At 68.1% G+C, this 22,677-nt stretch carries 16 protein-coding genes, 1 tRNA gene and 1 pseudogene; 12 read left to right on the top strand and 6 right to left on the bottom strand.

Annotated elements, in window-relative coordinates:
• Positions 1 to 147: 147 nt before the first annotated feature.
• The 5 genes from FRZ61_RS07465 to FRZ61_RS07445 all read left to right on the top strand — a co-directional run bounded on the left by FRZ61_RS07465 (position 148) and on the right by FRZ61_RS07445 (position 8,261).
• Positions 148 to 2,058 carry an LTA synthase family protein gene (locus tag FRZ61_RS07465; RefSeq protein WP_191909342.1) on the top strand — a complete coding sequence of 637 codons (1,911 nt, stop codon included), beginning with the start codon at positions 148 to 150 and terminating at the stop codon, positions 2,056 to 2,058.
• Between the two features lie 109 nt (positions 2,059 to 2,167).
• A complete protein-coding gene (locus FRZ61_RS07460) occupies positions 2,168 to 2,983 on the top strand; it encodes an enoyl-CoA hydratase/isomerase family protein (protein WP_191909341.1) in 816 nt (271 codons plus the stop codon).
• 193 nt (positions 2,984 to 3,176) lie between these two features.
• Positions 3,177 to 4,742 carry a class I adenylate-forming enzyme family protein gene (locus tag FRZ61_RS07455; protein WP_191909340.1) on the top strand — a complete coding sequence of 522 codons (1,566 nt, stop codon included), beginning with the start codon at positions 3,177 to 3,179 and terminating at the stop codon, positions 4,740 to 4,742.
• Between the two features lie 155 nt (positions 4,743 to 4,897).
• Entirely contained in the window at positions 4,898 to 5,863 is a 966-nt protein-coding gene (locus FRZ61_RS07450; protein ID WP_151116191.1) for an AraC-like ligand-binding domain-containing protein, read from the top strand.
• 16 nt (positions 5,864 to 5,879) lie between these two features.
• On the top strand, positions 5,880 to 8,261 hold the full coding sequence (locus FRZ61_RS07445; protein WP_151116189.1) for a xanthine dehydrogenase family protein molybdopterin-binding subunit: 2,382 nt from the start codon (positions 5,880 to 5,882) through the stop codon (positions 8,259 to 8,261).
• 163 nt (positions 8,262 to 8,424) lie between these two features.
• Here the strand turns inward: FRZ61_RS07445 and FRZ61_RS07440 are convergent, their stop codons facing one another.
• Positions 8,425 to 10,473, bottom strand: a complete 2,049-nt coding sequence (locus FRZ61_RS07440; RefSeq protein ID WP_151116187.1) for an alkaline phosphatase family protein — start codon at positions 10,471 to 10,473, stop codon at positions 8,425 to 8,427.
• Between the two features lie 12 nt (positions 10,474 to 10,485).
• Complete coding sequence (locus tag FRZ61_RS07435; protein WP_151116185.1) at positions 10,486 to 10,806, bottom strand: hypothetical protein; 321 nt, start codon at positions 10,804 to 10,806, stop codon at positions 10,486 to 10,488.
• Between the two features lie 683 nt (positions 10,807 to 11,489).
• Between FRZ61_RS07435 and FRZ61_RS07430 the strand changes: the two genes are divergently transcribed.
• The 7 genes from FRZ61_RS07430 (at position 11,490) to FRZ61_RS07400 (ending at position 18,660) form a co-directional block, all read left to right on the top strand.
• Positions 11,490 to 13,493 (top strand): phospholipase D-like domain-containing protein, encoded by a 2,004-nt coding sequence (locus FRZ61_RS07430; RefSeq protein ID WP_191909339.1) that lies wholly within the window; start codon positions 11,490 to 11,492, stop codon positions 13,491 to 13,493.
• 73 nt (positions 13,494 to 13,566) lie between these two features.
• Entirely contained in the window at positions 13,567 to 13,938 is a 372-nt protein-coding gene (locus FRZ61_RS07425) for an ArsR/SmtB family transcription factor (RefSeq protein ID WP_225309165.1), read from the top strand.
• Complete coding sequence (locus FRZ61_RS07420) at positions 13,931 to 14,440, top strand: arsenate reductase ArsC (RefSeq protein WP_151116181.1); 510 nt, start codon at positions 13,931 to 13,933, stop codon at positions 14,438 to 14,440. Before FRZ61_RS07425 ends, FRZ61_RS07420 begins: the two co-directional genes overlap by 8 nt.
• 61 nt (positions 14,441 to 14,501) lie before the next feature.
• Positions 14,502 to 15,557 carry an ACR3 family arsenite efflux transporter gene (gene arsB / locus FRZ61_RS07415; RefSeq protein WP_151116179.1) on the top strand — a complete coding sequence of 352 codons (1,056 nt, stop codon included), beginning with the start codon at positions 14,502 to 14,504 and terminating at the stop codon, positions 15,555 to 15,557.
• 66 nt (positions 15,558 to 15,623) lie between these two features.
• Positions 15,624 to 15,938 (top strand): ArsR/SmtB family transcription factor, encoded by a 315-nt coding sequence (locus tag FRZ61_RS07410; RefSeq protein ID WP_151116177.1) that lies wholly within the window; start codon positions 15,624 to 15,626, stop codon positions 15,936 to 15,938.
• A gap of 59 nt (positions 15,939 to 15,997) precedes the next feature.
• Complete coding sequence (locus FRZ61_RS07405) at positions 15,998 to 17,434, top strand: NAD(P)-binding domain-containing protein (RefSeq protein ID WP_151116175.1); 1,437 nt, start codon at positions 15,998 to 16,000, stop codon at positions 17,432 to 17,434.
• Positions 17,431 to 18,660 (top strand): MFS transporter, encoded by a 1,230-nt coding sequence (locus FRZ61_RS07400; RefSeq protein WP_151116173.1) that lies wholly within the window; start codon positions 17,431 to 17,433, stop codon positions 18,658 to 18,660. Before FRZ61_RS07405 ends, FRZ61_RS07400 begins: the two co-directional genes overlap by 4 nt.
• A 19-nt stretch (positions 18,661 to 18,679) precedes the next feature.
• On the opposite strand, the gene FRZ61_RS07395 is transcribed toward FRZ61_RS07400, so the two are convergent.
• The 4 genes and pseudogenes from FRZ61_RS07395 to selA all read right to left on the bottom strand — a co-directional run bounded on the left by FRZ61_RS07395 (position 18,680) and on the right by selA (position 22,677).
• Positions 18,680 to 19,147: a hypothetical protein gene (locus FRZ61_RS07395; protein ID WP_151116172.1), complete on the bottom strand. Its 468-nt coding sequence runs from the start codon at positions 19,145 to 19,147 to the stop codon at positions 18,680 to 18,682.
• Positions 19,148 to 19,164: 17 nt separating this feature from the next.
• Positions 19,165 to 19,260 (bottom strand) — tRNA-Sec (locus FRZ61_RS07390).
• 132 nt (positions 19,261 to 19,392) lie between these two features.
• Positions 19,393 to 21,225 (bottom strand): annotated as a pseudogene (gene selB / locus FRZ61_RS07385) (selenocysteine-specific translation elongation factor); the annotation flags it as partial.
• Between the two features lie 30 nt (positions 21,226 to 21,255).
• On the bottom strand, positions 21,256 to 22,677 hold the full coding sequence (selA, locus tag FRZ61_RS07380) for an L-seryl-tRNA(Sec) selenium transferase (protein WP_151116170.1): 1,422 nt from the start codon (positions 22,675 to 22,677) through the stop codon (positions 21,256 to 21,258).

Below are 22,677 nucleotides of genomic sequence, written 5' to 3'. Positions count from 1 at the left end.
GGCGCGCCAATCAGCGGTGATTTATGAATTTGTCGCTGCAGTTAGGTTGCAGTTTAAAGACAGATCACCGCACGCCCCCGTCGCCGGATGTCATTGCCCGCTTCGATCGCCGGCCTCGGCCCCCGCCTCGCACGTTGGCGCTGGGCCGTGCCCCTTCTCTCCACCCTGCTCCTCTATTGCCTGGCCGACCTCGTCGCGCAGAGCGTCTTCCAGGTTCGGATCGTGCGCAGCCGCACGGTGTGGGACGGCGGCCTGCTGCTCGCCGTTTCCTGGCTGCTGTTCCTGGCCTCGCGGCGGGTTTGGATCTTCCTGCTGGTCCAGGCGCTCCTGGTCGCGGCGCTTTGGATCGGCAACCCCGCCAAGATCGCGATGCTGGGCCGGCCCCTCATGCCGGACGATATCGACTCGTTTCCCGCGCTGATCGAGGTGCTGGGGCCGCTCGGCTGGGCGGGCCTCGGCTTGCCGCTGCTCCTCCTCGGCGGGCTGCTGCTGGTCAATCTCACCTGGCGGGGCTGGTCCGCCAAGCTGGGGCTCGCCGGTCTCGGCCTCGTCGCGGCCATCCCGACATCGATGCCCGCTCCTATCGTCACGGCGATGGATGCGCGCTTCGGCAACACCACCTGGGACCAGCGCGAGAACTATGTCTGGCGCGGCGCCGCGCTGCACAGCCTGCAGGAGATCGCGCGCACGCTCGCCAATCGCCGTCCGAGCCCCGGCCGCGGCGAGGCGTTGAGCGCCGCCTCGCAAACCCTGGCGCGGCCCTGGCTCGCCAGCCTCGCGGTGCCGCCCCAGCCTCGCAACATCTACGTGATGGTGCTCGAGAGCTTCTGGGATCCCTCGGCCCTGACGAAGGCAGGCTATAGCGAGCCGCCGCTCGATCCCCGCTTCGAAGCTTTGTGGCAACGGGCCGGCCGGTCGACGGCCCTCAGCCCCGCCTTCGGCGGCCAGACCGCCAACGCCGAGTTCGAGTTCCTCTGCGGATTTCCGGTCCACGATTTCACGGTGAAGTTCGAGAGCGGCTTCGACAATGACCTGCCCTGCCTGCCGCGGGTCCTGGGCCAGCTCGGCTATCGCACCGTCGCCTCCCATCCCAACGGACCCGGGTTCTGGAACCGGCAGAACGCCTATCGCCATGCGGGCTTCGAGCGCTTCTGGTCGGTGAAGGATTTCGATCTCGACGACCTGAACGGGCCGTTCCTGTCGGACCGGTCGCTCTACCGCCAGGTGGCGGCGCGGCTTGACCGGGAGCAGGACGGGCGACCCACGCTCAGCTACGTCATGACCTATTACGGCCATTGGGCGTACGATCTGAGCGAGCAGCGCCCCGCCGTGCTCACGGCCAGCTCCGACAACGACCTGGTGCAGCGCTATGGCAGCGTGATCCGCCACAAGTCGCGCGAGCTCTATGACGAGATCGAGCGCATCACCGCGACCGACCCGGACGCCATCGTGATCGCCTTCGGCGACCACCTGCCCACGCTCGGCGCCAAGTTCGGCGGCTATGTGGAATCGGGACTGCTCGCCGAGCGCTTCGGCGCCTTCACGCCGGCGCAGTATGGCGTTTCCGACGCGACGCCGCTGATCGTGATCGACGGCAAGCGCGGCCCCTTGCGGGTGGGCTCGGTGCCGATGTTCGAGCTGCCGCGCCTGGTGATGGACCTCATCGGCAGCAGCCAGACCACGCTCTTCGACCTGTCGCGCACGCCGGGCGACCGTCTCTACCGGCCGCTGCCGGAAGCGACCCTCATCTATAGCGGCCGCGAGGTGGCGCAGGTCTGCCGCACGGGCGACGACAGCGCCGAATGCGCCGACGCCGCCGGCTGGCTCGCCTCGGTCGAGCTCCTGGAGCGTGACCTGTTCGAAGGCAAGCGCTATGCGCTGGACGCCCTCGATCAGCCGCGCCCTGCCTTCGACCCGCTGCCGGGTGCGAAGCCGCCGCTGCCGTCGGTCGAGATCGCCATGCCGACGACCGAGAGCGATGCCCCGGGGGACGGCGCGGTGCCGGCCGGCGCCGTTCATGTCGTACAACGCCAGGCCGCCAGCGACAGCAGCGACTGACGACCGGCCTCTGCCGGTGCCCTCGAGCCCTCTTGCGGCCGGGGCGAGGGCTCCGTCAACATCGCGGGCGCTTCTTCGGCAATGCAAAGGGCTTTGGGGGGGTCGGGTCATGTCCACAGATTTCGCCACGCTCAGGATCGAAGACGAGGACGGCTTGCGCTGGATCCGCTTCGACCGCGCCCGGAAGATGAATGCCTTCGACGAGCATCAATGGGCGGAGCTGGGCCGGGCCCTCGACGAAGCGGCGGTGGCCGAGGGGGTGCGCTGCATCGCGCTCGGCAGCACCAGTGGCCATTTTTCCTCGGGCTACGACCTGCCGGCCGCGCTGGCGGAGCTGGAGGGCGGCGGGCCGGCCGAGATCCGCCGTCATATCGGGCGCGGCAATGCCGCCTGCTGGAAGGTCTGGCATTCGACCAAGCCTGTCATCGCCGCGGTCGAGGGCTATTGCCTGGGCGGCGCCTTCGAGCTCGCCATGGCCTGCGATTTCGTGCTGGCCGATCGCGGCGCGAGCTTCGGCGAGCCCGAGGCGCGGATCGCCGCCAGCGCGCCCTTCCTCATCAGCCCCTGGGTCATGGGCATCCGCCACGCCAAGGAAGTGCTGCTGACGGGCGAGCTGATGACAGCCGAACGCGCCGAGCGGATCGGGCTCGTCAACGAGCTGTGCGAGCCCGGCCGGCTCGGCGAGCGCGTGCGGGCCTGGTCGCGCAAGCTGCAGGGCTTCCCCGCCGGGATCTGGGCGCAGAACAAGATGATGGTCAACCGCAGCTACGAGATCATGGGTTTCAGCAGCGCCATCGCCATGGGCGAGGATGCCTTCGTCGAGCTCTGCTGCCTGCCCGATCCCTTCAAGGGGGAGCTCGAGCAGCGGGTCAAGCGCGACGGCTTCGCCTCAGCGATCCGCTGGGCGCAGTCGCGCTTCGAATGAATGTGCCGCGGCCCGCTATGACTCAAATCGCGCAGCCCCTCCCCCTACCCCCTCCCGCAAGGGGAGGGGGCTGGAACGACAAACATCTCGTCCCCTCCTGCTTCGGGAAGCGCGGCGACGGCAACACATCAAGCCCCCTCCCCTTGCGGGAGGGAGTAGGGGGAGGGGTGGTGCGCGCGAGCTGCCTGCCGTCATGAACACCCCCACGAACATCCCGGCCTCGACGCTCCCTCCCGACATGGACAGCCTCGCGCATCTCGTCCGCGCGGCGGCGGGTCGCTTCGGATCGAAGCCTTGCCTGATCGGGCCCGAGCGCAGCGTGACCTTCGCGGGCTTCGCGGGCGAGGTGGCGTCACTGGCGCGGCACCTGACGGCATCGGGCATCGCCCGAGGCGACCGCGTGGCGCTGCTCGATGTCGACAGCATCGATTTCTTCGAGATCCTCTACGCCATCGCCGCCATCGGCGCGATCGCGGTGCCGCTGAACTACCGCCAGCGCGTGCCTGAGCTGCGCTACCAGATCCAGAATTCGGGCGCGCGGCTGCTGCTGGTGGGATCGCGCTATGAAGCGGAGGCGCGGGAGCTGGCGCCCGAGCTGGCCCTCGGCTGGCAGAAGCTCGAGGATTTCTGCCGGCAGGGTCGCGCAGACCATCCTTGCAGCCCCGCCGACCTCCTCGGCGTCGACGGCCATTCGCCCTTCGTCATCTGCTACACCAGCGGCACGACCGGAAGGCCCAAGGGCGCCGTGCTCGACCAGCGCGCCTGCTGCATCCGGGCCTACAAGTTCATCATCGAGTTCGGCATCCGCTCCGACGACATCGTGCATGTGACCACGCCGCTGTTCCATATCTCGGCGCTGGTCATCACCATGACCTGCCTGGTGCGCGGTGCCGGCGTGCTGATCCTGCCGCAGTTCAAACTCGACACGACCATGGCGGCGGTGCGCACGCATCGCGTCACCTTCCTCTCGCTGGTGCCGACCATGCTCGCCATGATGGCGGCGGCACCGGATTTCGGCGCCGCCTATTTCGGCGATGTGCGCCTCATCGTCTATGCCGGCGCGCCGATGAACCCGCGCCTGCTGCGCGACGTCATGTCGGTCTACAAGGGCGACATGGTGCAGTCCTTCGGCCAGACCGAGGACCTGCCGCAATCGATTCTCTCGATCGAGGATCACCGCCAGGCCTTCCGCGACGGCGCCAAGCATCTCGATTCCATCGGCCGGCCGCCGATCGGGGTCGAGCTCCGGATCTGCGATGCCGAGGGTCGCGAGGCTCCGGACGGCGAGATCGGCGAGATCGCCAGCCGCGGCGGCACCGGCATGGTCGGCTATTGGCAGATGCCGGAAGAGACCGCCAGGACCCTCAAGGACGGCTGGCTCTTCAGCGGCGATCTCGGCTATCGCGACAAGGACGGCTACATCTATCTCGCCGGCCGCAAGAAGCAGATGATCATCCGCGGCGGCGAGAACGTCTATCCGGCCGAGATCGAGCGGGTGCTGCTGGATTTCCCGGGCCTGAAGGACGCCGTCGTGATCGGCCTGCCCGACCCCGTCTGGGGCGAGATCATCGCCGCCGTGGTGGTGATGCAGGAAGGCGCGGTCGACCCGGCCGTCCTCATCGCCCATTGCAAGCGCCACCTGGCGAGCTATCGCTGCCCCGACCGGGTCTTCCAGCGCGAGACCCTGCCTTATAACGCGGGCGGCAAGGTCGACCGGGGGCTGCTGCGGCGGGAGTACGAGGCCGCCGCCCCGGGCTGAACCGGCGCTCCGGCGCAGTTTCCGTCAAATCTGGGCGCACTCGGCATCAAGCCCTAAACTCGGGTCTGGCCTAGCCTGGAGCGTCATTGGTCCGGGCGGGACGACCCCGGGCCATTGCGGCCGGGTCGGAAGAACCCCAGCCTCGGGAGGCGCCCTTGTCCGTCCAATATCGAACCGCCGGGATCGCGCCCGCCGAACGCGGCCGCTTCTGGGAACAGGCGGTGGCGCAGGCCTATTTCCCGCTCGACCTCAGCTACCGCGATGCCGAGCGGTTCGAGGGCAGCATCGAGCTCTGGGAGCTGGGCGAGGTCTCCCTGTCGCGGCTGGTGACGGACGGCATCACTTATGCGCGCAACGCCCGCCATCTGCGCCAGGATCCCGAGGAGCATTTCCTCATCACCGTGCCGGAGCGGGCCGATATCCGCTTCATGCAGGACGGGATGGAGGTGGAGTGCCGGCCCGGCGCCTTCGTGGTCGAGCGCAGCCACCTGCCCTACGAGTTCAGCGATCCCGACGCCAACGCGCTCTGGGTCTTAAGGGTGCCCGCCTCGTTGATGCGCCAGCGCCTCTCCGTCCCCGACCGCTTCGCCTCGCTGCGTTTCGACTGCGCCCAGGGCGCTGGCCGCCTTTTCGTCGACATGCTGCGGCTCGTGCCGGAGACGGTCGAGGCGATCCTGCCCGCGGGCCGCGCGGTGCTGGGACGCCAGCTCGTCGACCTCCTCGCCCTCACCTTCGACAATGACGCGCATATCCTCGAGAGCCGTCAGGCCTCGGTGAAGCAGGCGCATCTCCAGCGGATCGAGCATTACCTGCGCCAGAACCTGGCCTTCTCCCGTCTCGCACCCCAGGACGTGGCAGAGGCTTGCGGACTGTCGGTGCGCTATCTGCACCAGCTCTTCCAGGAGAAGGGTGCGACGCTGGGCCAGTGGGTGCGCGAGCAGCGGCTCATCCGCTGTGACGAGGCGCTGCGCGACCCGCGGCAGCGCCAGACCATCGCCGAGATCGCGCATTTCTGGGGCTTCGGCGACCAGGCCCAGTTCAGCCGCCACTACAAGGCCCGCTTCGGCCGCAGCCCCCGCGAGACGCGCCAGCGGGGCCGATCCATGCCGTCGTCCTCCTGAGGAGCCAGCGCCACCCGTGAACAAGCCCGTCGCCACCGCCCCGCTCGTCGGCCAGCGCATCAAGCGCAAGGAGGACCGGCGCTTCGTCACCGGCGAGGGCCGCTATGTCGACGACATCCAGCTCCCCGCCATGGTCCATGGCGTGGTGCTGCGCTCGCCCCACGCCCATGCGCGCATCCTGAAGCTGGACATCGCGGCGGCCAGGGCCCTGCCGGGCGTGCTCGCGATCGTGACCGGCGCCGATCTCGATGCCGCCAAGGTCGGCGGCCTGCCGGTCGGCTGGATCGTGCCGCGGACCACCGGCGCGCCCATGGCGAAGCCGCCCCATCCGGTGCTGGCGACCGACCGCGCGCGCCATGTCGGCGATCCCTTGGCCTTCGTGGTGGCCGAGACCCGCGCCCAGGCGCTCGACGCGATGGAGCGGATCGAGGTCGAGTACGAGCCCCTGCCGCATATCGTCGACCTGGAGCGCTCGGTCGAGCCCGGGGCGCCGCAGCTCTGGCCCGAGGCGCCGAGCAATCTCTGCTACGACTGGGAGATCGGCGATCCGGCGGCCGTCAGCCGGGCTTTCGCGACCGCCGCCCACGTCACGACCCTGAAGCTCGTCAACAACCGCATCCATGCCTCGCCGATGGAGACGCGCGGCACGATCGGCCATTACGACCCCTCGACCGACCGCTACACGCTCTACACCTCGAACCAGAACCCGCACATCATCCGCGTGCTGCTCGCGGCCGCCACGCTCGGCATCTCGGAGGAGAAGATCCGCGTGGTGGCGCCCGATGTCGGCGGCGGCTTCGGCATGAAGATCTACCATTATGCCGAGGAGGTGCTGGTAGTGTTCGCCTCGCATAAGCTGAGGCGGCCGGTGAAATGGATCTCCGACCGCAGCGAGGCCTATCTCAGCGACACCCATGCGCGCGACCATGTGACGACCGTCTCGCTGGCGCTCGATGCCGAAGGCGTGATGCAGGGCCTGAAAGTGGACACCATCGCCAATATGGGCGCCTATCTCTCGACCTTCGCGCCGGCGATCCCTTCCTTCTTCTATGCCTACCCCTTCCCCGGCCCCTACAAGGTGCGCGCGGTGCAGTGCCGGACGCGTGCGGCCTTCACCAACACCCAGCCGGTCGACGCCTATCGCGGCGCTGGACGGCCCGAATGCACCTATGTGCTGGAGCGCGCCATGGATGCGGCCGCACGCGAGATGGGGATCGACCGGGTCGAGATCCGCCGGCGCAACTTCATCCCGCCCGAAGCCTTCCCCTACAAGACGCCGCTGCTCTGGACCTACGACGTGGCCGAGTTCGACCGGCTGATGGACCAAGCGGTCGAGACCGCCGATTTCAAGGGCTTCCCCGCGCGTCGCGCCGAGGCGCTCGCGCGCGGCCGTTATCGCGGGCTGGGCTTCGCCTACTACATGGAATCCTGCGGCATGGGTCCTTCCAAGCTGCTCAACGAGCAGGGCTGCCAGGCGGGGCAGTACGAGGTCGGCACGGTGCGCGTGAACCCCACGGGCACCGTGACCGTGCTCACCGGCAGCCATACCCATGGGCAAGGCCATGAGACGGTCTATGCCCAGATCGTGGCCGACGCGCTGGGCGTCGATTTCGACAAGATCGAGATCGTCCATGGCGACACCGACCGCGTGCCCTACGGCATCGGCACCTATGGCTCGCGCTCGATCGCCGTGGGCGGTTCGGCCTTGAAGATCTCGCTAGACAAGGTGGTGGAGAAGGCGCGCCAGATCGCGGCCCATCTGATGGAGGCCAATCCCACCGACGTCACCTTCGAGCAGGGCGTCTTCCGCGTCGCCGGCACCGATCTCAGCCGGAGCTTCAGGGACGTGGTGCGCGCCGCCTACAATCCGGTCGACTATCCGCTCGACAAGCTCGAGCCCGGCCTCGAGATGACGACCTATTTCGACCCGCCCAACTTCACCTTCCCCTATGGCTGCCATCTCTGCGAGGTCGAGGTCGATCCCGAGACCGGCAGGATCGAGATCAAGGCGCTGGCGGCGGTCGACGATTTCGGCAACCAGATGAACCCGATGATCGTCGAGGGCCAGATCCATGGCGGCCTGGCGCAGGGCGTCGGCCAGGGCATGATGGAGCTCTGCGCCTTCGACAACGAAACCGGGCAACTGCTCTCAGGCTCGCTGATGGACTACGCCCTGCCCCGCGCCTCCGACCTGCCCTCGATGCGGATCGAATCGATCGTCACGCCCTGCCACTACAACCCGCTGGGCGTCAAAGGCTGCGGCGAGGCGGGCGCCATCGCCGGTCCCGCGGCGCTGGTGAGCGCCGTGCTCGATGCGCTGGCCCCCTTGGGCGTCATCGATATCGACATGCCGGCCACGCCGGAGCGGGTCTGGCAGGCGATCCAGGCGGCGAAATAGGCAGGGCCATCGCTTTGCTTTCTTCACCTCCCCCCTTGAGGGGGAGGCTGGGGTGGGGGGTCGCCACAAACTCGATGGCGGCGAGGATGGGCGATGCAAATTTATTGAAGCACCACGTTCTACGATCACCCCCCACCCTAACCTCCCCCTCATTTCTGCCTCGTCACATGCGACGGCCCTGCCGCAGGGCGGGCTTCTGCCGCTCCCGCTCCAGCCGCGCCTCCTTCTTCACGTCGGCGCCGTAGCGGAGCTTGAGCTTGGCTTCCTTCATGAAGATGGCGGCGTCCAGCTTGTTGCGGATCTTCCGGTAATCCTCGATCCATTGCTGCCGGTCGGGATATTCGGCGTCCTGCAGCACCCGCAGCAGGGCGATCTGCAGGAACCCGATCTGGGAGTGGTCGACGGGGCTCTCCCGCACCTTCCGGTCGCGATAGATGCCCCCGGCCTGCGCGCGCTTCATCTCCGCCAGCTTCGTCCGCAGGATCACGCCGGTCTCGTCATCGTCGTCTTCGCAGTCGAGCGGGTTCGGATTGACCGCGACCGGCGGCAAGGTCGCGGGCGCGTCGGTGCGGGCCGTCGCCAGCGACAGGAGCGGCCGCAGGTCCTTCGCGGCCTTGTCGCGCTCGGTGAGGTTGCCCATGCCGAACAGCCGCTCGACCGTCGCCAGGATCGAGCTGTGGTCGTACTCGGTCTTGTCGATCACGCCCTTGGGGATCAAAGGCGAGATCACCAGCGTCGGCACCCGCACGCCATAGACGTCGAAGCGGAACTGATGCTGGATATAGTCTTGCGTGAAGGTGTCGCCGGGCGGCACCGCGGCCGTGGGCGTGACATGGTCGTAGAAGCCGCCATGCTCGTCGAAGGTGACGATCAGCAGGCTCTTCTCCCAATGCGGCGAGTTGCGGATCGCCTCATAGACCCGCTTGATCAGCTTCTCGCCGCGCGTGACGTCGTCCAGCGGATGCATCGAGTTGCCGCAGGTGAAGTCGCCGGGGCCGGTGATGTCGAATTCGTCGGCGCCGTAGCGCGGCTCGATCCAGACGAACTTCTTGTCGAACCCGGCATCGTTCAGCTCGCTCTCGAAATCGTCGATGCCGGTCAGCCGGCCCTGCAGCTCGTTCAGGTTCATCCCGCTCAGGAGGAAGGCCGCCGGGAAATCGTCGCCGCGATAGATCCGCCAGGGCAGGCAATACTGGTCGAGCTGGTCGAAGATGTTGCCGTTCTCGAAGCGGTAGCCCTCGAAGCCGGTGGCGATCACGGTCTCGAGATCGCTCGGGCTGCCGTCGAGCCCGCCCGAGGTCGCGGCCATGGCGAAGAAGCGGTTGGGAAAGGTCGGCCCGGGCAGCGAGGAGAACCAGCGGTCGCAGACCGCGAACTCCTCGGCCAGCTTGTTCATGATCGGAAGCTGGTCGCGGGTGAAGCAATTCATGATGCGGGTGGGCTGGGAGGCCCCGTCATCGACATAGTCGGCGATGAAGCCCAGGTTGGTGATGGGCGGATAGGCCGCGCCGGCCGTATAGGTCACGCCGCCGCCGCAGAGCTGCGTCACGACATTCTCGAATTCGTGGCCGGGCCCCTTGTCGATCCCGGAGAGCTGGAAATCGGCGGGGAAAGCGACCGACACGTCGGTGCTGGTGGTGGGATCGGGATTGGTGTTGACGTTGAGGGCGACGCCGTCGGCGGTAACGGGATTGCCCTGAATGTCCACGCCCGTGAGGTTGCTGAAGCCCAGCATGTGATCGAAGGAGCGGTTCTCGAGCATGAGCACGAATACATGATCGACCGCGGGTGGCTTCCGGTCCCCGCCGCGGCCGAACAGAGATTCGAGCCAGTGCCAGAAATTCAGCAGCGCGCAGCGCAGCGTGTCCCAGGCGACGCAGACCAGCTGGAAGATCCAGCCGAACAGCACGCAGACCTTCTCGACCACCCAGGCGAAAGCCTTGCAGACCCACTTGGCGACCCAATACCAGGCCTTGCAGACCCACTTCGCGACCCAGTACCAGGCGCGGCAGAAGAAGCCGGCGATGCAGTTCCAGGGCGTGTACCAGTGGCACTCCTCCCAGGAGGTGCATTGGTCGGAACCCTCGTCGGCCCATTGCGAGCACTGGTTCGAGCCTTCGTCGGCCCATTGCGTGCATTCATACGAGGTCTTCGACGACCAGTTCTTGCAGGTGATGACCGCCTGGGTCACCCATTTCGTGCAGGTCGACATGACGATCCCCCTTCAGATCGCGGTTCGTCTCGCGAGCGAGCGACGCAGCCATGCGAGCCTCGCCTTTGCCCAGCCGACGCCGACGGCCTTGCCCAGGACGCCTGCGCCGAATATACCGGCGAGACAGATCGGGATCAGGCTCCAGCGAAAGGGCTCGGCCAGGAGAAGACAGGCCGCGGACACAGGAAGAGCCGCGCTCAGAAACGCACCGCCCAGCGCGCAGCCGCAGGCGCGGTGATAGCGGCGTGCCCGTTCCCGCAATCGCGACTTCTCGCTGTCGCCGCCGGGCAGGCGGGCGATGGCCGCATCGATGTCGTTCAGCGCCCGGCTCATGGCATCACGGCCCTCGAGCGAGACTCACCGCTTCGGCGATGCGCACATCTTCCCCGACGGGGCGTTCGCTCGATTCTGGACGCGAAGCCCGGAAAGCCGCAGCCGACCGCGACGAATCTCAGCGGTTCAACCCTCAAAACCTCGCCGTCGCGCGATCGGGCCTTTCGCACCGGCGGCCGCCATCCGATGCGCCTTTGCGCACCGGCGTCCCGCCGCAGTCGGCGGGACAGGTCAGACTCTTTACCTATTTTCGTAAACAGTCCAGAGAAGTTCGCATCCGAACATCAAGGCCAGTAGCCCGTGCCGTCTGATTTCCCTGCAATGATCCGAACGTCTTCATGGATTTTCAGACAGCGAGACGTTCACAGAGCGTTTCTGAACCTCGTCTCACCGGCCGATCCAGCCCTTCCGGGCCTTCAGACCTCATGTCCAGCTTCCGCGATCGGCCAGATTGATTGGCGGCCCAATGACCGCCTCTACCTCCCGTTGCACAACCTCTCCGCCGCGCGACCCCTCATGTCTTCTGGTTTTCACGAAACGGCGCGATAATGAATTCGCGTCCGGAGCCAGACCTTGTTCCAGATTGACGGCATCACGGCAGGCAGCGGCGATCGTCAGAATTCTCCGGACCGGAAATCGAGCAGCCTCGCCTGCCGGTGACGCCTTGCATGGGGGGAACCGTCATGGCCGCGATCACGAATGTCCGCGCCTTCGCGAACAACGAAATCGCCTTCCTTGCCTGGAGCATCGATGGCGGGTCGATTCCCGGCTGCCTCGGCTTTCACATCCTGCGCCAATATCTCGATGCCGCCGACAAGGTCGTCGAGGAGCGGCCGCTCGCCTCTTATGTCGCCTTCAAGGGGCAGCGCAATCCCGACTGGCAGCCCCAGAACACCACGGTCTGGCCGGTGCAGAAATTCACCTGGCGGGACCTGACGCTGCGCAAGAAGCGCGACAAGGCCCAGCGCCGCCCCGACCAGGCGCGGGTGCGCTACTCGGTCCGTGCCGTGGGCAAGATGAAGCCCGGACTCGATCCGGTGATCGTCATTCCCGAGAGCCATTTCGATCCCGAGACCCACAAGACCGTGCCCAACCGCTATGAGGGGACGCCGATCCCGCTGGGTTACCTGACCGCACCGAAGCTCAGCAACATCATCGACGTCACCCGCGTGCGGCCGCCTTTCACCTCCACCTTCACGAACGGCATTCTCTCGACTCAATTCCTGCTTCGCGTCCTCAAGGAGGACGGCAAGATCGTGCCCGGCGAGCTCGAAGGCCATCTGCGCGCGCCCAACGACTGGCTGCGCAACTATCTGGCCGGCGACGTGATCCCGCTGATGCGGGATTTCTTCGCGCAGCTCAAGGGGCGGTTTCATGCCGCCCTCTACGAGCTGGAGGACGAGGAGCTGGTCAACCTCCTCAAGGCCAATGCCGAGCGCCTCGATCTCATCCTGTCGGATGCCGGGAGCGGCCCGGACCAGAGCGTCAAGACGGGCAAGAATCCGACCCTCTACGACACGCGCAATGCCCCGGCCCGCAAGCTCTTGCGCGCGCTCGCGCGCAAGACCGGCACCAGGTTCAAGATGCAGGACCGCATGTTCAACGGATCGGGCCATATCGGGCACAACAAGTTCGTCGTTTATGTCGACGATGCCGGCAAGGCCCGCTCCGTGCTGACCGGTTCCACCAACTGGACCTGGTCCGGCATCGCCGGCCAGAGCAACAACTGCATCCGGATCGACGACGACGGGATCGCGGCGGCGTTCCTCGCCTATTGGCGGCGCCTCCATGACGACAAGCAGAAGCTGCCCAAGCCTCTCAGCGCCAAGGCCAAGGGCGCCGATCAGGGCGACCCGCTCAAGACCGCCGATCGCACGCCGGTCACGGTCACGCTGCAAGGCGGTACCGTCATGGAATCCTGGTTCTCGCCCAACATGCCCGGCAAATCGCAGCCGCCGGCGAAATCGGCGAAGACCCCATCGCCGCCGCCGCCGGATATGGACCGGCTGTTCTCCCTGATGCGCAAGGCGCGGCGCGCGATCTTCTTCCTCGTCTTCATGCCCTCCCGGGGCGGACTCAATTCGATCGTCTCCGAAGCCGTTCAGCTTGGTTTGAAGGACACGTCGCTCGATGTCATCGGCGTGATCTCGGATACCCAGGCGATGTGGGGCTTCGTTCCCGCCAGCACCACCGAATCCGGCAAGAAGCTGCCCGCCTGGTCGCCGCATGTCTTCAGGCAGAAGGGCGTTTCGGTGATCCGCGCCACAGCACTCACCGACAAGGAGATCGGCCGCCCGCTCGGCGATTTCGAGTTCGATGAGACGCTCACGGTCGGCCGCGCCATCATTCACGACAAGATCCTGGTGATCGATCCGCTGGATCCCCAGAACTGCGTCGTCGCTTTCGGCAGCCATAACCAGGGCTACAAGGCGTCCTATTCGAACGATGAGAACCTGGTGATCGTCAGCGGGCACCAGCCCCTGGCGCTCGCCTACGCGGCCCACGTGCTCGACGTCTATGACCATTACCGGTTCCGGGCGAGCGAGGCCGAGCTGACGGCGGACGCAAAGAAGAAGAAGGTCAAGCCGGGCAGCAAGGACGACCCCCGCTGGGATGGATTCCTCGATACCGGCGACGGCTGGCAGGCCAAGGCGTCGCGGCGTCTATCCAACTATTTCGCGGGCTGAGGTTTTTCGACCTCAACGGCGGTTCTCCCAAAAGCCGCTTGCCTTGGCAACTCGATTAAGCCAATTTGTCGATATGTCGACGAATATAGACGAATCGAAAGCGATCGAGGCCCTGAGCGCCCTGGCGCAAGGCACGCGCATGAACGTGTTCCGGGCGCTGGTCCGGGCTCACCCCGACGGCATTCCGGCGGGCGGGATCGCGGCCGCTTGCGGCGCCCGGCACAACACCATGTCCTCGCATCTCGCGATCCTGGTGCGGGCAGGCCTCGCCCGAGCGGAACGCCAGGGCCGGACGGTGATCTACCGCGCGGACCTCGACGGGTTCCAAAGCCTGGTCCGGTTCCTCACCCGCGACTGCTGCGGCGGAAGGCCGGAGATCTGCGCGCCCCTTCTCGAACCCCTGCTCCAATTTTGCGGCTGTCCCCCGGAGGCTTCCTGTGCCTGAACGGATCTTCAACGTCCTCTTTCTCTGCACCGGCAATTCGGCGCGCAGCATCCTCGCCGAATCCATCCTCAACCGCCTCGGCGCCGGCCGCTTCCAGGCCTTCAGCGCGGGGAGCCATCCCAAAGGCGCGGTTCATCCCCTCGCCCTCGAGCTGCTGGCCAAGCTGGGCTATCCGACGAAGAACCTGCGTTCCAAGAGCTGGGACGAGTTCGCGGGCTGGGGCGCGCCGCCGCTCGATTTCGTCTTCACGGTCTGCGACGACGCGGCCGGCGAGGTCTGCCCGGTCTGGCCGGGCCAGCCGATGACCGCCCATTGGGGTTTGCCCGATCCGGCCGCGGTCGAGGGCAGTCCCGCCGAGCAGCACCTCGCCTTCGCCGAGACCTACCGCCTGCTGAACAACCGGATCGGCATCTTTGCCAACCTGCCGCTGAAATCGCTCGACAAGCTCAGCCTGCAGAAGCGGATCGACGAGATCGGCCGCAAGCTGCCGGAATCCGCCTGAGCCGGCGGGCTCGCGCCGCTTCCCTCCTTCCGCTTCGGTTGCCAACGGATCGCTCCCGTACATGTCGCTCTTCGAACGCTATCTGACGCTCTGGGTCGCCCTCTGCATCCTGGCCGGCATCGTGCTCGGCCATCTCATGCCCGGATTCTTCCAGGCGATCGGCGCGCTCGAGCTCGCCAAGGTCAATCTTCCGGTCGCGGTCCTGATCTGGCTGATGATCGTGCCCATGCTGATGCGCATCGATTTCGCGGCGCTCGGCGGCGTCGCGGCGCATTGGCGCGGTATCGGCGTCACACTCTTCGTCAACTGGGCCGTCAAGCCCTTCACCATGGCGGCTCTCGCCTGGCTCTTCATCGGCCATCTGTCCCGCGGCTACCTGCCGGCCGACCAGATCGATTCCTACATCGCGGGATTGATCATCCTGGCGGCCGCACCCTGCACCGCCATGGTCTTCGTCTGGTCGAACCTGACCCGGGGCGAGCCGCATTTCACGCTGACCCAGGTGGCGCTCAACGACAGCATCATGATCGTCGCCTTCGCGCCGATCGTGGGGCTGCTGCTGGGGCTCTCCGCCATCACGGTGCCCTGGAACACGCTCGTGCTCTCGGTCCTGCTCTACATCGTGGTCCCCGTGGCGGCGGCCCAGATTCTTCGCCGCCATCTGATACACAAAGGTGCCGACGCACTGCCCGCCGTTCTGCGACGGCTCCAGCCCCTGTCGCTCTGCGCGCTGCTCGCGACGCTGGTTCTGCTGTTCGGCTTCCAGGGCGAGCAGATCCTGGCCCAGCCCCTGGTGATCGCGTTGCTGGCGGTCCCGATCCTGATCCAGGTCTATGCCAATGCCGGCATCGCCTATCTGCTCAATCGGCTCGCCGGCGAGCAGCATTGCGTCGCCGGCCCCTCGGCGTTGATCGGCGCCAGCAATTTCTTCGAGCTCGCCGTCGCCGCCGCCATCAGCCTGTTCGGCTTCAATTCGGGTGCGGCACTGGCCACCGTGGTCGGGGTGCTGATCGAGGTGCCGGTGATGCTGTCGGTCGTGCGCATCGTCAATGCCAGCCGTCCCTGGTACGAGCGGCGCGCGGGGAAGCCGGAACTGGCACCCGGCCTCGAGCGCTGAATCTTTATTTCGATTCTCGTCGAAATAGCGCTTGACCCCTGCTCCGCCGGCGGTCATCTTATTTCCATGAAACTCGAAAAAGCGGCAAAGCAGCTCGAGGCGCTCGGAAACCCGACGCGGCTCAAGGTCTATCGCACGCTGGTGCGGGCGGGCGACGGCGGCCTTCCCGTCGGCCGGCTGCAGGAGAAGCTCGGAATCGCCGCCTCGACGCTCTCGCATCATCTCCACCGGCTGATCCTGACCGGACTCGTCACGCAGGAGCGCCAGGCGACGACCCTGATCTGCCGCGCCAACTACGAGGCCATGGGCGATCTTCTGGGATTTCTCGCCGACGAATGCTGCGCCGACGCTCCCGCCGCGAGCGGCAGCGCCGCCGCCTGACGGGCGGCTTGTTTTTGACCACTTATTCCATGGTTCTGGAACTAGCGAAGGAGTAAATCATGGCCGCCGACATAAAGACACTGCCGATCGCCGTGATCGGCGCCGGGCCGATCGGGCTCGCGGCCGCCGCCCATCTGATCGAGCGCGGCCTCCCGGTCCGGGTCTACGAGGCCGGCACAACGGTCGGCGCCAATCTTCGCGATTGGGGCCATGTGCGCATCTTCACGCCCTGGCGGCACAATATCGATGCCGCCGCGCGGCGGATCCTCGCGCGCCATGGCTGGCAGGCGCCGCCCGCCGAGGCGCTGCCGACCGGCGACGAGCTCTGCGATCTCTACCTCGTTCCCCTCGCCCGCACGCCGGAGCTGGCGCCCGCCATCGAGACCGGCGCCCGCGTGCTGGCCATCGCCCGCCAGGGTCTCGACAAGGTGACGAGCCGCGGGCGCGAGGACCGTCCCTTCGAGATCACGATCCGGCGCCGGGACGGCTCGCGCCGGCAGGATCTGGCGCGCGCCGTGATCGATGCGTCGGGCACCTGGAACCAGCCCAACCCCATCGGCGCGTCGGGCCTGCCGGCCGAGGGCGAGGCCGAGCATGCGGACCGCATCGCCTACGGCATGCCGGACCTGCTGGGACAGGACCGCGCGCTCTATGCCGGGCGGCGCACGCTGGTCATCGGTGCGGGCTATTCGGCCGCTAATGTGCTGCTCGACCTGATCCGCCTACGCCAGGATGCGCCCGACACGCGGGCGCATTGGGCGGTGCGCGGCACGAACCTCGCGCGCGTCTATGGCGGGGGCGATGCCGATCAGATCCCGGCCCGCGGTGCGCTGGGCTGGCAGCTCAAGGAAGCCGTCGAGCGCGGCGCCATCGCGCTGACCGCGGGCTTCGTCGCGATCCGCGTGCGCGAAGACGGTCAGGGTCTGTGGCTCGATGGAGACACGGCGCAGGGATCGAGAAGCCTCGGCCCCGTCGACCGGATCGTGGTCGCGACCGGCCAGCGCCCCGACCTCGCCATGACGCGCGAGCTGCGGCTCGAGCTCGATCCCTGGCTCGAGGGTGCGAAGGCGCTGGGCCCGCTGATCGATCCCAACCTCCATTCCTGCGGCACGGTCCCGCCGCACGGCCATCGCGAGCTCAGCCATCCCGAGCCCGGCTTCTACACCGTGGGTGTGAAGAGCTATGGCCGTGCCCCGACCTTCCTGCTGCTGACGGGCTATGAGCAGGCGCGCTCGGTCGCCGCGGCCCTCGCCGGCGACAGGGCAGCCGCCGACGATGTGCAGCTCGTCTTGCCGGAAACGGGCATCTGCGAAGACAATGGCGTCGAGAGCGGCCACTGCTGCGGCAGTCCCCAGGAGGAGAGTGCGGTGACGTCATCCGGATGCTGCGGCGGCTCGGCGCCGGTCAAGACCGTTCCGGTCGAGGCCTGCTGCGCGCCCGCCGTCGTTGCCAAGGACGAGGCCAGGACCGGCTGCGGTTGCGGCGTCGCCGCATGACGCTGTCTGCGGCACCCGCAGCGAGCGAGCCCACCTCCGGTCTACCCGACCGCCGCGTCGTCGTCTCGGCGCTGGGCGTGACGCAGATCCTGGCCTGGGGCTCCTCCTACTATCTCCTGGCCGTGCTGGCCCAGCCGATCGCGGAAGACACGGGCTGGCTGCTGAGCTGGATCGTGGGCGGCCTTTCGCTGGGGCTGCTGATGGCGGCGCTGGTCTCGCCCTGGGTCGGCCGGGCGATCGAGCGGCGTGGCGGAAGGCCGGTGCTGGCGCTGAGCGCGCTGCTGCTGGCTGCGGGCTCGATCAGCCTCGCGGTCGCGGTCCATCCGATCATGTTTCTGGCAGGGTGGCTGGTGATGGGGCTCGGCATGGGTGCCGGCCTCTACGACGCCGCCTTCGCCACGCTGGGGCGGATCTACGGGCAGGGCGCCCGCAGCGCCATCACGAGCCTCACGCTCTTCGGCGGATTCGCCAGCACGACCTGCTGGCCGCTCTCCGCCTGGCTGGTCTCGGACCTCGGCTGGCGCGGCGCCTGCTGGGTCTATGCGGCGATCCATCTTCTGGTCCTGGTGCCGATCTACCTCTTCCTCCTGCCGCGCCAAACCCCGCCAGCAGCGAATGGCGCGCCGGCTCACGCCGCCGCCTTGCCGGCAGGCCGGATCGGCGCCCGCGACCGGATCACCCTGCTGCTCCTGGGCGGCGTCATCGCGGTGGCCGCCATGATCTCGGCGACGATGTCGGTCCATATGCTGACCATCCTGCAGTCGCGCGGCCTGACGCTGGCGAGCGCCGTCGCCTTCGGCGCGATGGTCGGACCGTCCCAGGTGGGTGCCCGCGCCATCGAGATGGCGATCGCCCGCTTCCATCATCCGATCTGGACGATGGTGGTCTCGGCCGCCCTGGTCGTGCTGGGCATGGGCGTGCTCTGGGCCGGCCTACCCTTGATCGCCGTGGCGCTGGTTGCCTATGGCGCCGGCATCGGCCTGGAATCGATCGCGCGCGGCACCGTGCCGCTGGCGCTCTTCGGCGCCGGGGGATATGCGGCCCTCATGGGCAAGCTGGCCCTGCCGAGCTTGCTGCTTCAGGCGGCGGCGCCCTCGCTCGGCGCGGTGCTCATCCATCGCTTCGGCACCGGCGGCACGCTCGCCGCCATCTTCGCCGCGGCGTTGGTCGTGCTCGCGATGGTGAGCGCGCTCGCCTTGCTGTCGAAGCATCGCCGCGCGGCCTGAGGCCGCCCCCGCGGTTTCGTCAGAAATCGACCTGGGGCGTCTCCGGGATATAGTGCTCGAACAGGACCCAGAATGGCGTGGGCCGGTTGCCGGCATACCAAGCCTCGAACGCGGCGAGCGCCTCCGGCACCGAGAGCGCCTTCGCATCCGGCGCCGCGGTGAGGGCGTGAAAGACCGCCTGCGCGACCGGCGTGAAGCGCGACAGCAGTTCGGTCCGGGCTTCGCTATCGGCGCTCCAGCCGAGCTTGCTCCGCAGCACCACCAAAGCGCTGGCCACGGCGATCTCCTCGCCTTCTGCACCGGCAACCGCCTCGGCAATCGCCCGCATCAGGTTGAGGCGCCGGAAGGCGAAGGCGCGCTCCTGCTCCAGCTGCTGGATGCGCTGCGCCGCTTCCCGCCGATAACGGCTCTCGGCGGCCTCCGTTTCGCCGGCGGCTGCCTCGAACAGGTCGAGGAAGGGCACTGTCGCGGCTGCCGTCGCCGTCATCGCGCCTCCCGGGAAACTGGCGGAAGAGAATGGGAGTCGAACCCACCTAGAGCCGGCTCGCGGCCCCACCCGGATTTGAAGTCCGGACGCCCCACCGGGGACGCTTCTCTTCCTTGATCCGATGTCGCTGTCGCCGGCGCCGGCGTCTCCGCCGACGGCCGGAACAGATCGAGCTGATGCTTGTTCATGCGGCGGAGGTCGCCGCGCCGCAAGGTAACGCCGTGCCGATCGAAGAACTCGAGGATCTGGATGGCGACCTTGCGGCCGTTATTGACCTGGTCGCGGAACTGCGCCGCCGTGAACTCGCCCTTCTCCGAGGCGGCGGCAATGGCAACCGCGATCCTCACCATCTCCGCCACCGTGTCGCGCAGGAAGAAATGGTCATGCGCGACCTCGGAGACCTTGCCCATGCGCGCCATCAGCTTCGCCAGCCGGCGGACGTCCTCCTCGGGGACGGCGAGCAGCGTGCCGATGTCGCGCACGCGCGGCGGGCGGAACCGCGCCTCGCCCGCAAGCAGCGGCGCCACGCCCGCCCAGAGCTGCTCCTCCTCCGGCGTCAATCGCACCTGATGGCCAGGCAGCCGGACCCAGGCGCCATCGAGCGCCAGCTCGCCCGCCCGCGCCAGGCTCACGAGCCCGGCCGCGAACGCCGGCGCCGGCAGGCGCGGCTCGAGCTGGAGGCGCAGCCGCTCGAGGCCGATGCCGGGAAGGTCCGGATTGACCTGGTGGAAATTTTCCAGGAGGGCGAGCAGCGCCCGCTTCAATTGCTCCCAGGTCGCGGCGCTCAGGCCGATCACGCGATCCTTGGCTGCGAGCTTGACGATGCCCAGCGCGTCGACCAGGCTCTGCATCTCCGCCTCGGCCAGCGCGCGATCGCGGGCGAAGGCCGAGAGATCGACATGGCGCGGCTCGCGCTCGAGCAGGGCGGCCAACGCCTGCATGGGATCCTCGATCGCCATCGCCTCGAGCTGCGCCAGGCGCGCCGACGTGCGCCGTTTGCGGGCGGGTGCCCGCAGATCGAGGAACCGCCCGCCGCCGATGGTCCTTCGGGCCGAGGGATCGCGCAGCACGAAGCGATCGCCCACGGCCGCCGCGATCGGCTTCTCGAGCACGAGCTGGACCTTCTTCTCCCCACCCGGAACGAGGGGCTCCTCCTCGAGCAGCACGACATGCGCACCCACCTCGGCCGCCGCATGATGCAGCCGTACCGGGCTCCATTGGCCGACCGCCTTGGCCTCGCTCGGCAGCAGCCGCAGGATCGCGTCGATTCGGTCGCTGGGCGCATGGAGCGACGGATCGAGGATCATGTCGCCGCGCCGGATGGCGTCCTTGCTGATCCCCTCGCCAGCCAGGTTGAGGGCGCAGCGATCACCCGCCTCGCCTTGCTCGACGGGACGGTTTTGCGCGTGAATGGAACGCACGCGCGCCGGCAGCCCCGCCGGGCTCACCAGGACGCGATCGCCGACCACCACCCGGCCCGACAAGGCGGTGCCGGTCACAACCGTGCCGGTGCCGGCGAGCGTGAAGGAGCGGTCGACCGCGAGCCGGAAGCGGCCTGCGGCGCCGCGTCGTCCGGCCGCCGATGACGCCGTCAGCAGCGCCTCGCGCAAAGCTTCGATCCCTTCGCCGGTCACGGTCGAGACCGGGATGATCGGGCTGCCGGCCAGATTCGTCGAGGATAGGGTCTCCGCAATACCGGCAGCGACCTGCGCGCGCCGATCCGGCGATGCGAGGTCGGCCTTGGTCAGGGCGACGATGCCGCGCGTAACCCCGAGCAGATCGACGATGGCCAGATGCTCGCGCGTCTGCGGCATGACCCCGTCGTCGGCGGCGATCACGAACAGGACGAAATCGATGCCGCTGGCGCCCGCCAGCATGGTGTGGACGAAGCGCTCATGGCCCGGGACATCGACGAAGCCGAGCACGCTGCCGTCGGCCGCCGGCAGATAGGCGAAGCCGAGATCGATCGAGATGCCGCGCGCCTTCTCTTCCTTGAGACGGTCGGTATCGACGCCCGTCAGCGCCCGCACCAGCGAGGTCTTGCCGTGATCGATATGTCCCGCGGTGCCGACGATCATGGGACCGGCTTCGCGCGATGCGCAGGGGAGCTAGGCCGGCGCATCGGCGCCTCCCTCGAGGCTGGCGAGATTGGCCAGAAAGCCCGCCTCATCCTCGAGGCAGCGCAGATCAAGAAGAAGCGCGTCATCCTCGATACGCCCGACGACCGGAATCGGCAGACGGCGCAGCGCGGCCGCGAGGACCGTCAGCCGGCTGCCGCCGCCGCGCGCCGCGCGCGGACGGATCGCCAGGCCCGCGCTCGGGATGGCCTCGAGCGGCAGCGCGCCGGATCCGATCTGGCTCTTGCACTCGACCGGCTCCACGGCGAATTCGGGGGCCACGGCTGCGGCAATGGCCGGGGCCAAACGCTGCGCCAGGGCCTCGATCTGCACCTGGGGCCGTGCCAGCAGGCGCAGCGTCGGCAGCCGCTCGGCGACACGGTCCGGATCGCCATAGAGGCGCAAGGTCGCCTCGATCGCGGCCAGCCGGATCTTGTCGACCCGGAGCGCCCGCTTCATCGGGTTGCGGTTGATCTTCTGGATCAGGTCCTTGCGCCCGACGATGAACCCGGCCTGCGGGCCGCCCAGCAGCTTGTCGCCGGAAAAGGTCACGAGATCGGCGCCCTCGGCGATCGCCTCGGCCACCGTCGGCTCATGGGCAAGGCCGTAGCGGGCGAGATCGACCAGGGTGCCAGAGCCCAGGTCGTTGACGAGCGGCACCCCGCGCTCCCGCGCCAGCGAGGCGAGGTCGTGGGCCGACACCTCGGCGACGAAGCCGGCGATGCGGTAGTTGGAGGGATGAACCTTGAGGATCAGCCCGGTCTTGCCCGTGAGGGCTTCGGCATAGTCCTTGCGATGGGTCCGGTTCGTGGTGCCGACCTCGACCAGCTTGGCGCCAGCCCGCGCCATGATGTCCGGCATGCGGAAGGCGCCGCCGATCTCGATCAGCTCGCCGCGCGAGACGACAGCCTCGCGTCCCTTCGCCAGCGTGTTCAGCACGATCAGCACGGCCGCCGCATTGTTGTTGACGACGGTCGCATCCTCGGCGCCGGTCAGGCGGCAGAGGAGCCCGCGGATCAAGGCGTCGCGCTCGCCGCGCCTGCCCGTCTCCAGATCGAACTCGAGCGCGATGGCCTGGCGCATGGCGGTGACCGCGGCCTCGATGGCGGTCTCGGCCAGGACCGCGCGGCCGAGATTGGTGTGGAGCACGGTTCCGGTCAGGTTGAAAACCGCCCTCACCTTCGATTGCGCGTCGCGATCGAGACGGGCGAGCACGGCGGCGGCGATGGCCTCGGCCCCGACGCCGTTGCCCTTCCCCGCGCGGACCGCCGCCCGCGTCTCGTCGAGCGCCTGCCGCGCGGCCTCGACCGCGGCGGCGCGCCCGAACCGCTCCATGGCGACCAGGGCCGCGTCCTTCTTCAGCACCTCGTCCACGGAGGGAAGGCGGCGGAGAGCGTCGGCGGCGCCCGTCAT

Source organism: Hypericibacter adhaerens, from assembly GCF_008728835.1.
Taxonomy (GTDB): Bacteria; Pseudomonadota; Alphaproteobacteria; order Dongiales; family Dongiaceae; genus Hypericibacter; species Hypericibacter adhaerens.
The sequence above is the reverse complement of the archived record's forward strand: the minus strand, read 5'-3'. Positions and strand labels throughout refer to the sequence as shown.

Excerpts from the sequence above, each read along its gene's own strand:
- FRZ61_RS07460 (WP_191909341.1), top strand. The coding sequence starts at position 2,168 with ATGTCCACAGATTTCGCCACGCTCAGGATCGAAGACGAGGACGGCTTG.
- FRZ61_RS07455 (WP_191909340.1), top strand. The coding sequence starts at position 3,177 with ATGAACACCCCCACGAACATCCCGGCCTCGACGCTCCCTCCCGACATG.
- FRZ61_RS07440 (WP_151116187.1), bottom strand. The coding sequence starts at position 10,473 with ATGTCGACCTGCACGAAATGGGTGACCCAGGCGGTCATCACCTGCAAG.
- FRZ61_RS07435 (WP_151116185.1), bottom strand. The coding sequence starts at position 10,806 with ATGAGCCGGGCGCTGAACGACATCGATGCGGCCATCGCCCGCCTGCCC.
- FRZ61_RS07430 (WP_191909339.1), top strand. The coding sequence starts at position 11,490 with ATGGCCGCGATCACGAATGTCCGCGCCTTCGCGAACAACGAAATCGCC.
- FRZ61_RS07425 (WP_225309165.1), top strand. The coding sequence starts at position 13,567 with ATGTCGACGAATATAGACGAATCGAAAGCGATCGAGGCCCTGAGCGCC.
- arsB (WP_151116179.1), top strand. The coding sequence starts at position 14,502 with ATGTCGCTCTTCGAACGCTATCTGACGCTCTGGGTCGCCCTCTGCATC.
- FRZ61_RS07410 (WP_151116177.1), top strand. The coding sequence starts at position 15,624 with ATGAAACTCGAAAAAGCGGCAAAGCAGCTCGAGGCGCTCGGAAACCCG.
- FRZ61_RS07405 (WP_151116175.1), top strand. The coding sequence starts at position 15,998 with ATGGCCGCCGACATAAAGACACTGCCGATCGCCGTGATCGGCGCCGGG.
- FRZ61_RS07400 (WP_151116173.1), top strand. The coding sequence starts at position 17,431 with ATGACGCTGTCTGCGGCACCCGCAGCGAGCGAGCCCACCTCCGGTCTA.
- FRZ61_RS07395 (WP_151116172.1), bottom strand. The coding sequence starts at position 19,147 with ATGACGGCGACGGCAGCCGCGACAGTGCCCTTCCTCGACCTGTTCGAG.
- selA (WP_151116170.1), bottom strand. The coding sequence starts at position 22,677 with ATGACGGGCGCCGCCGACGCTCTCCGCCGCCTTCCCTCCGTGGACGAG.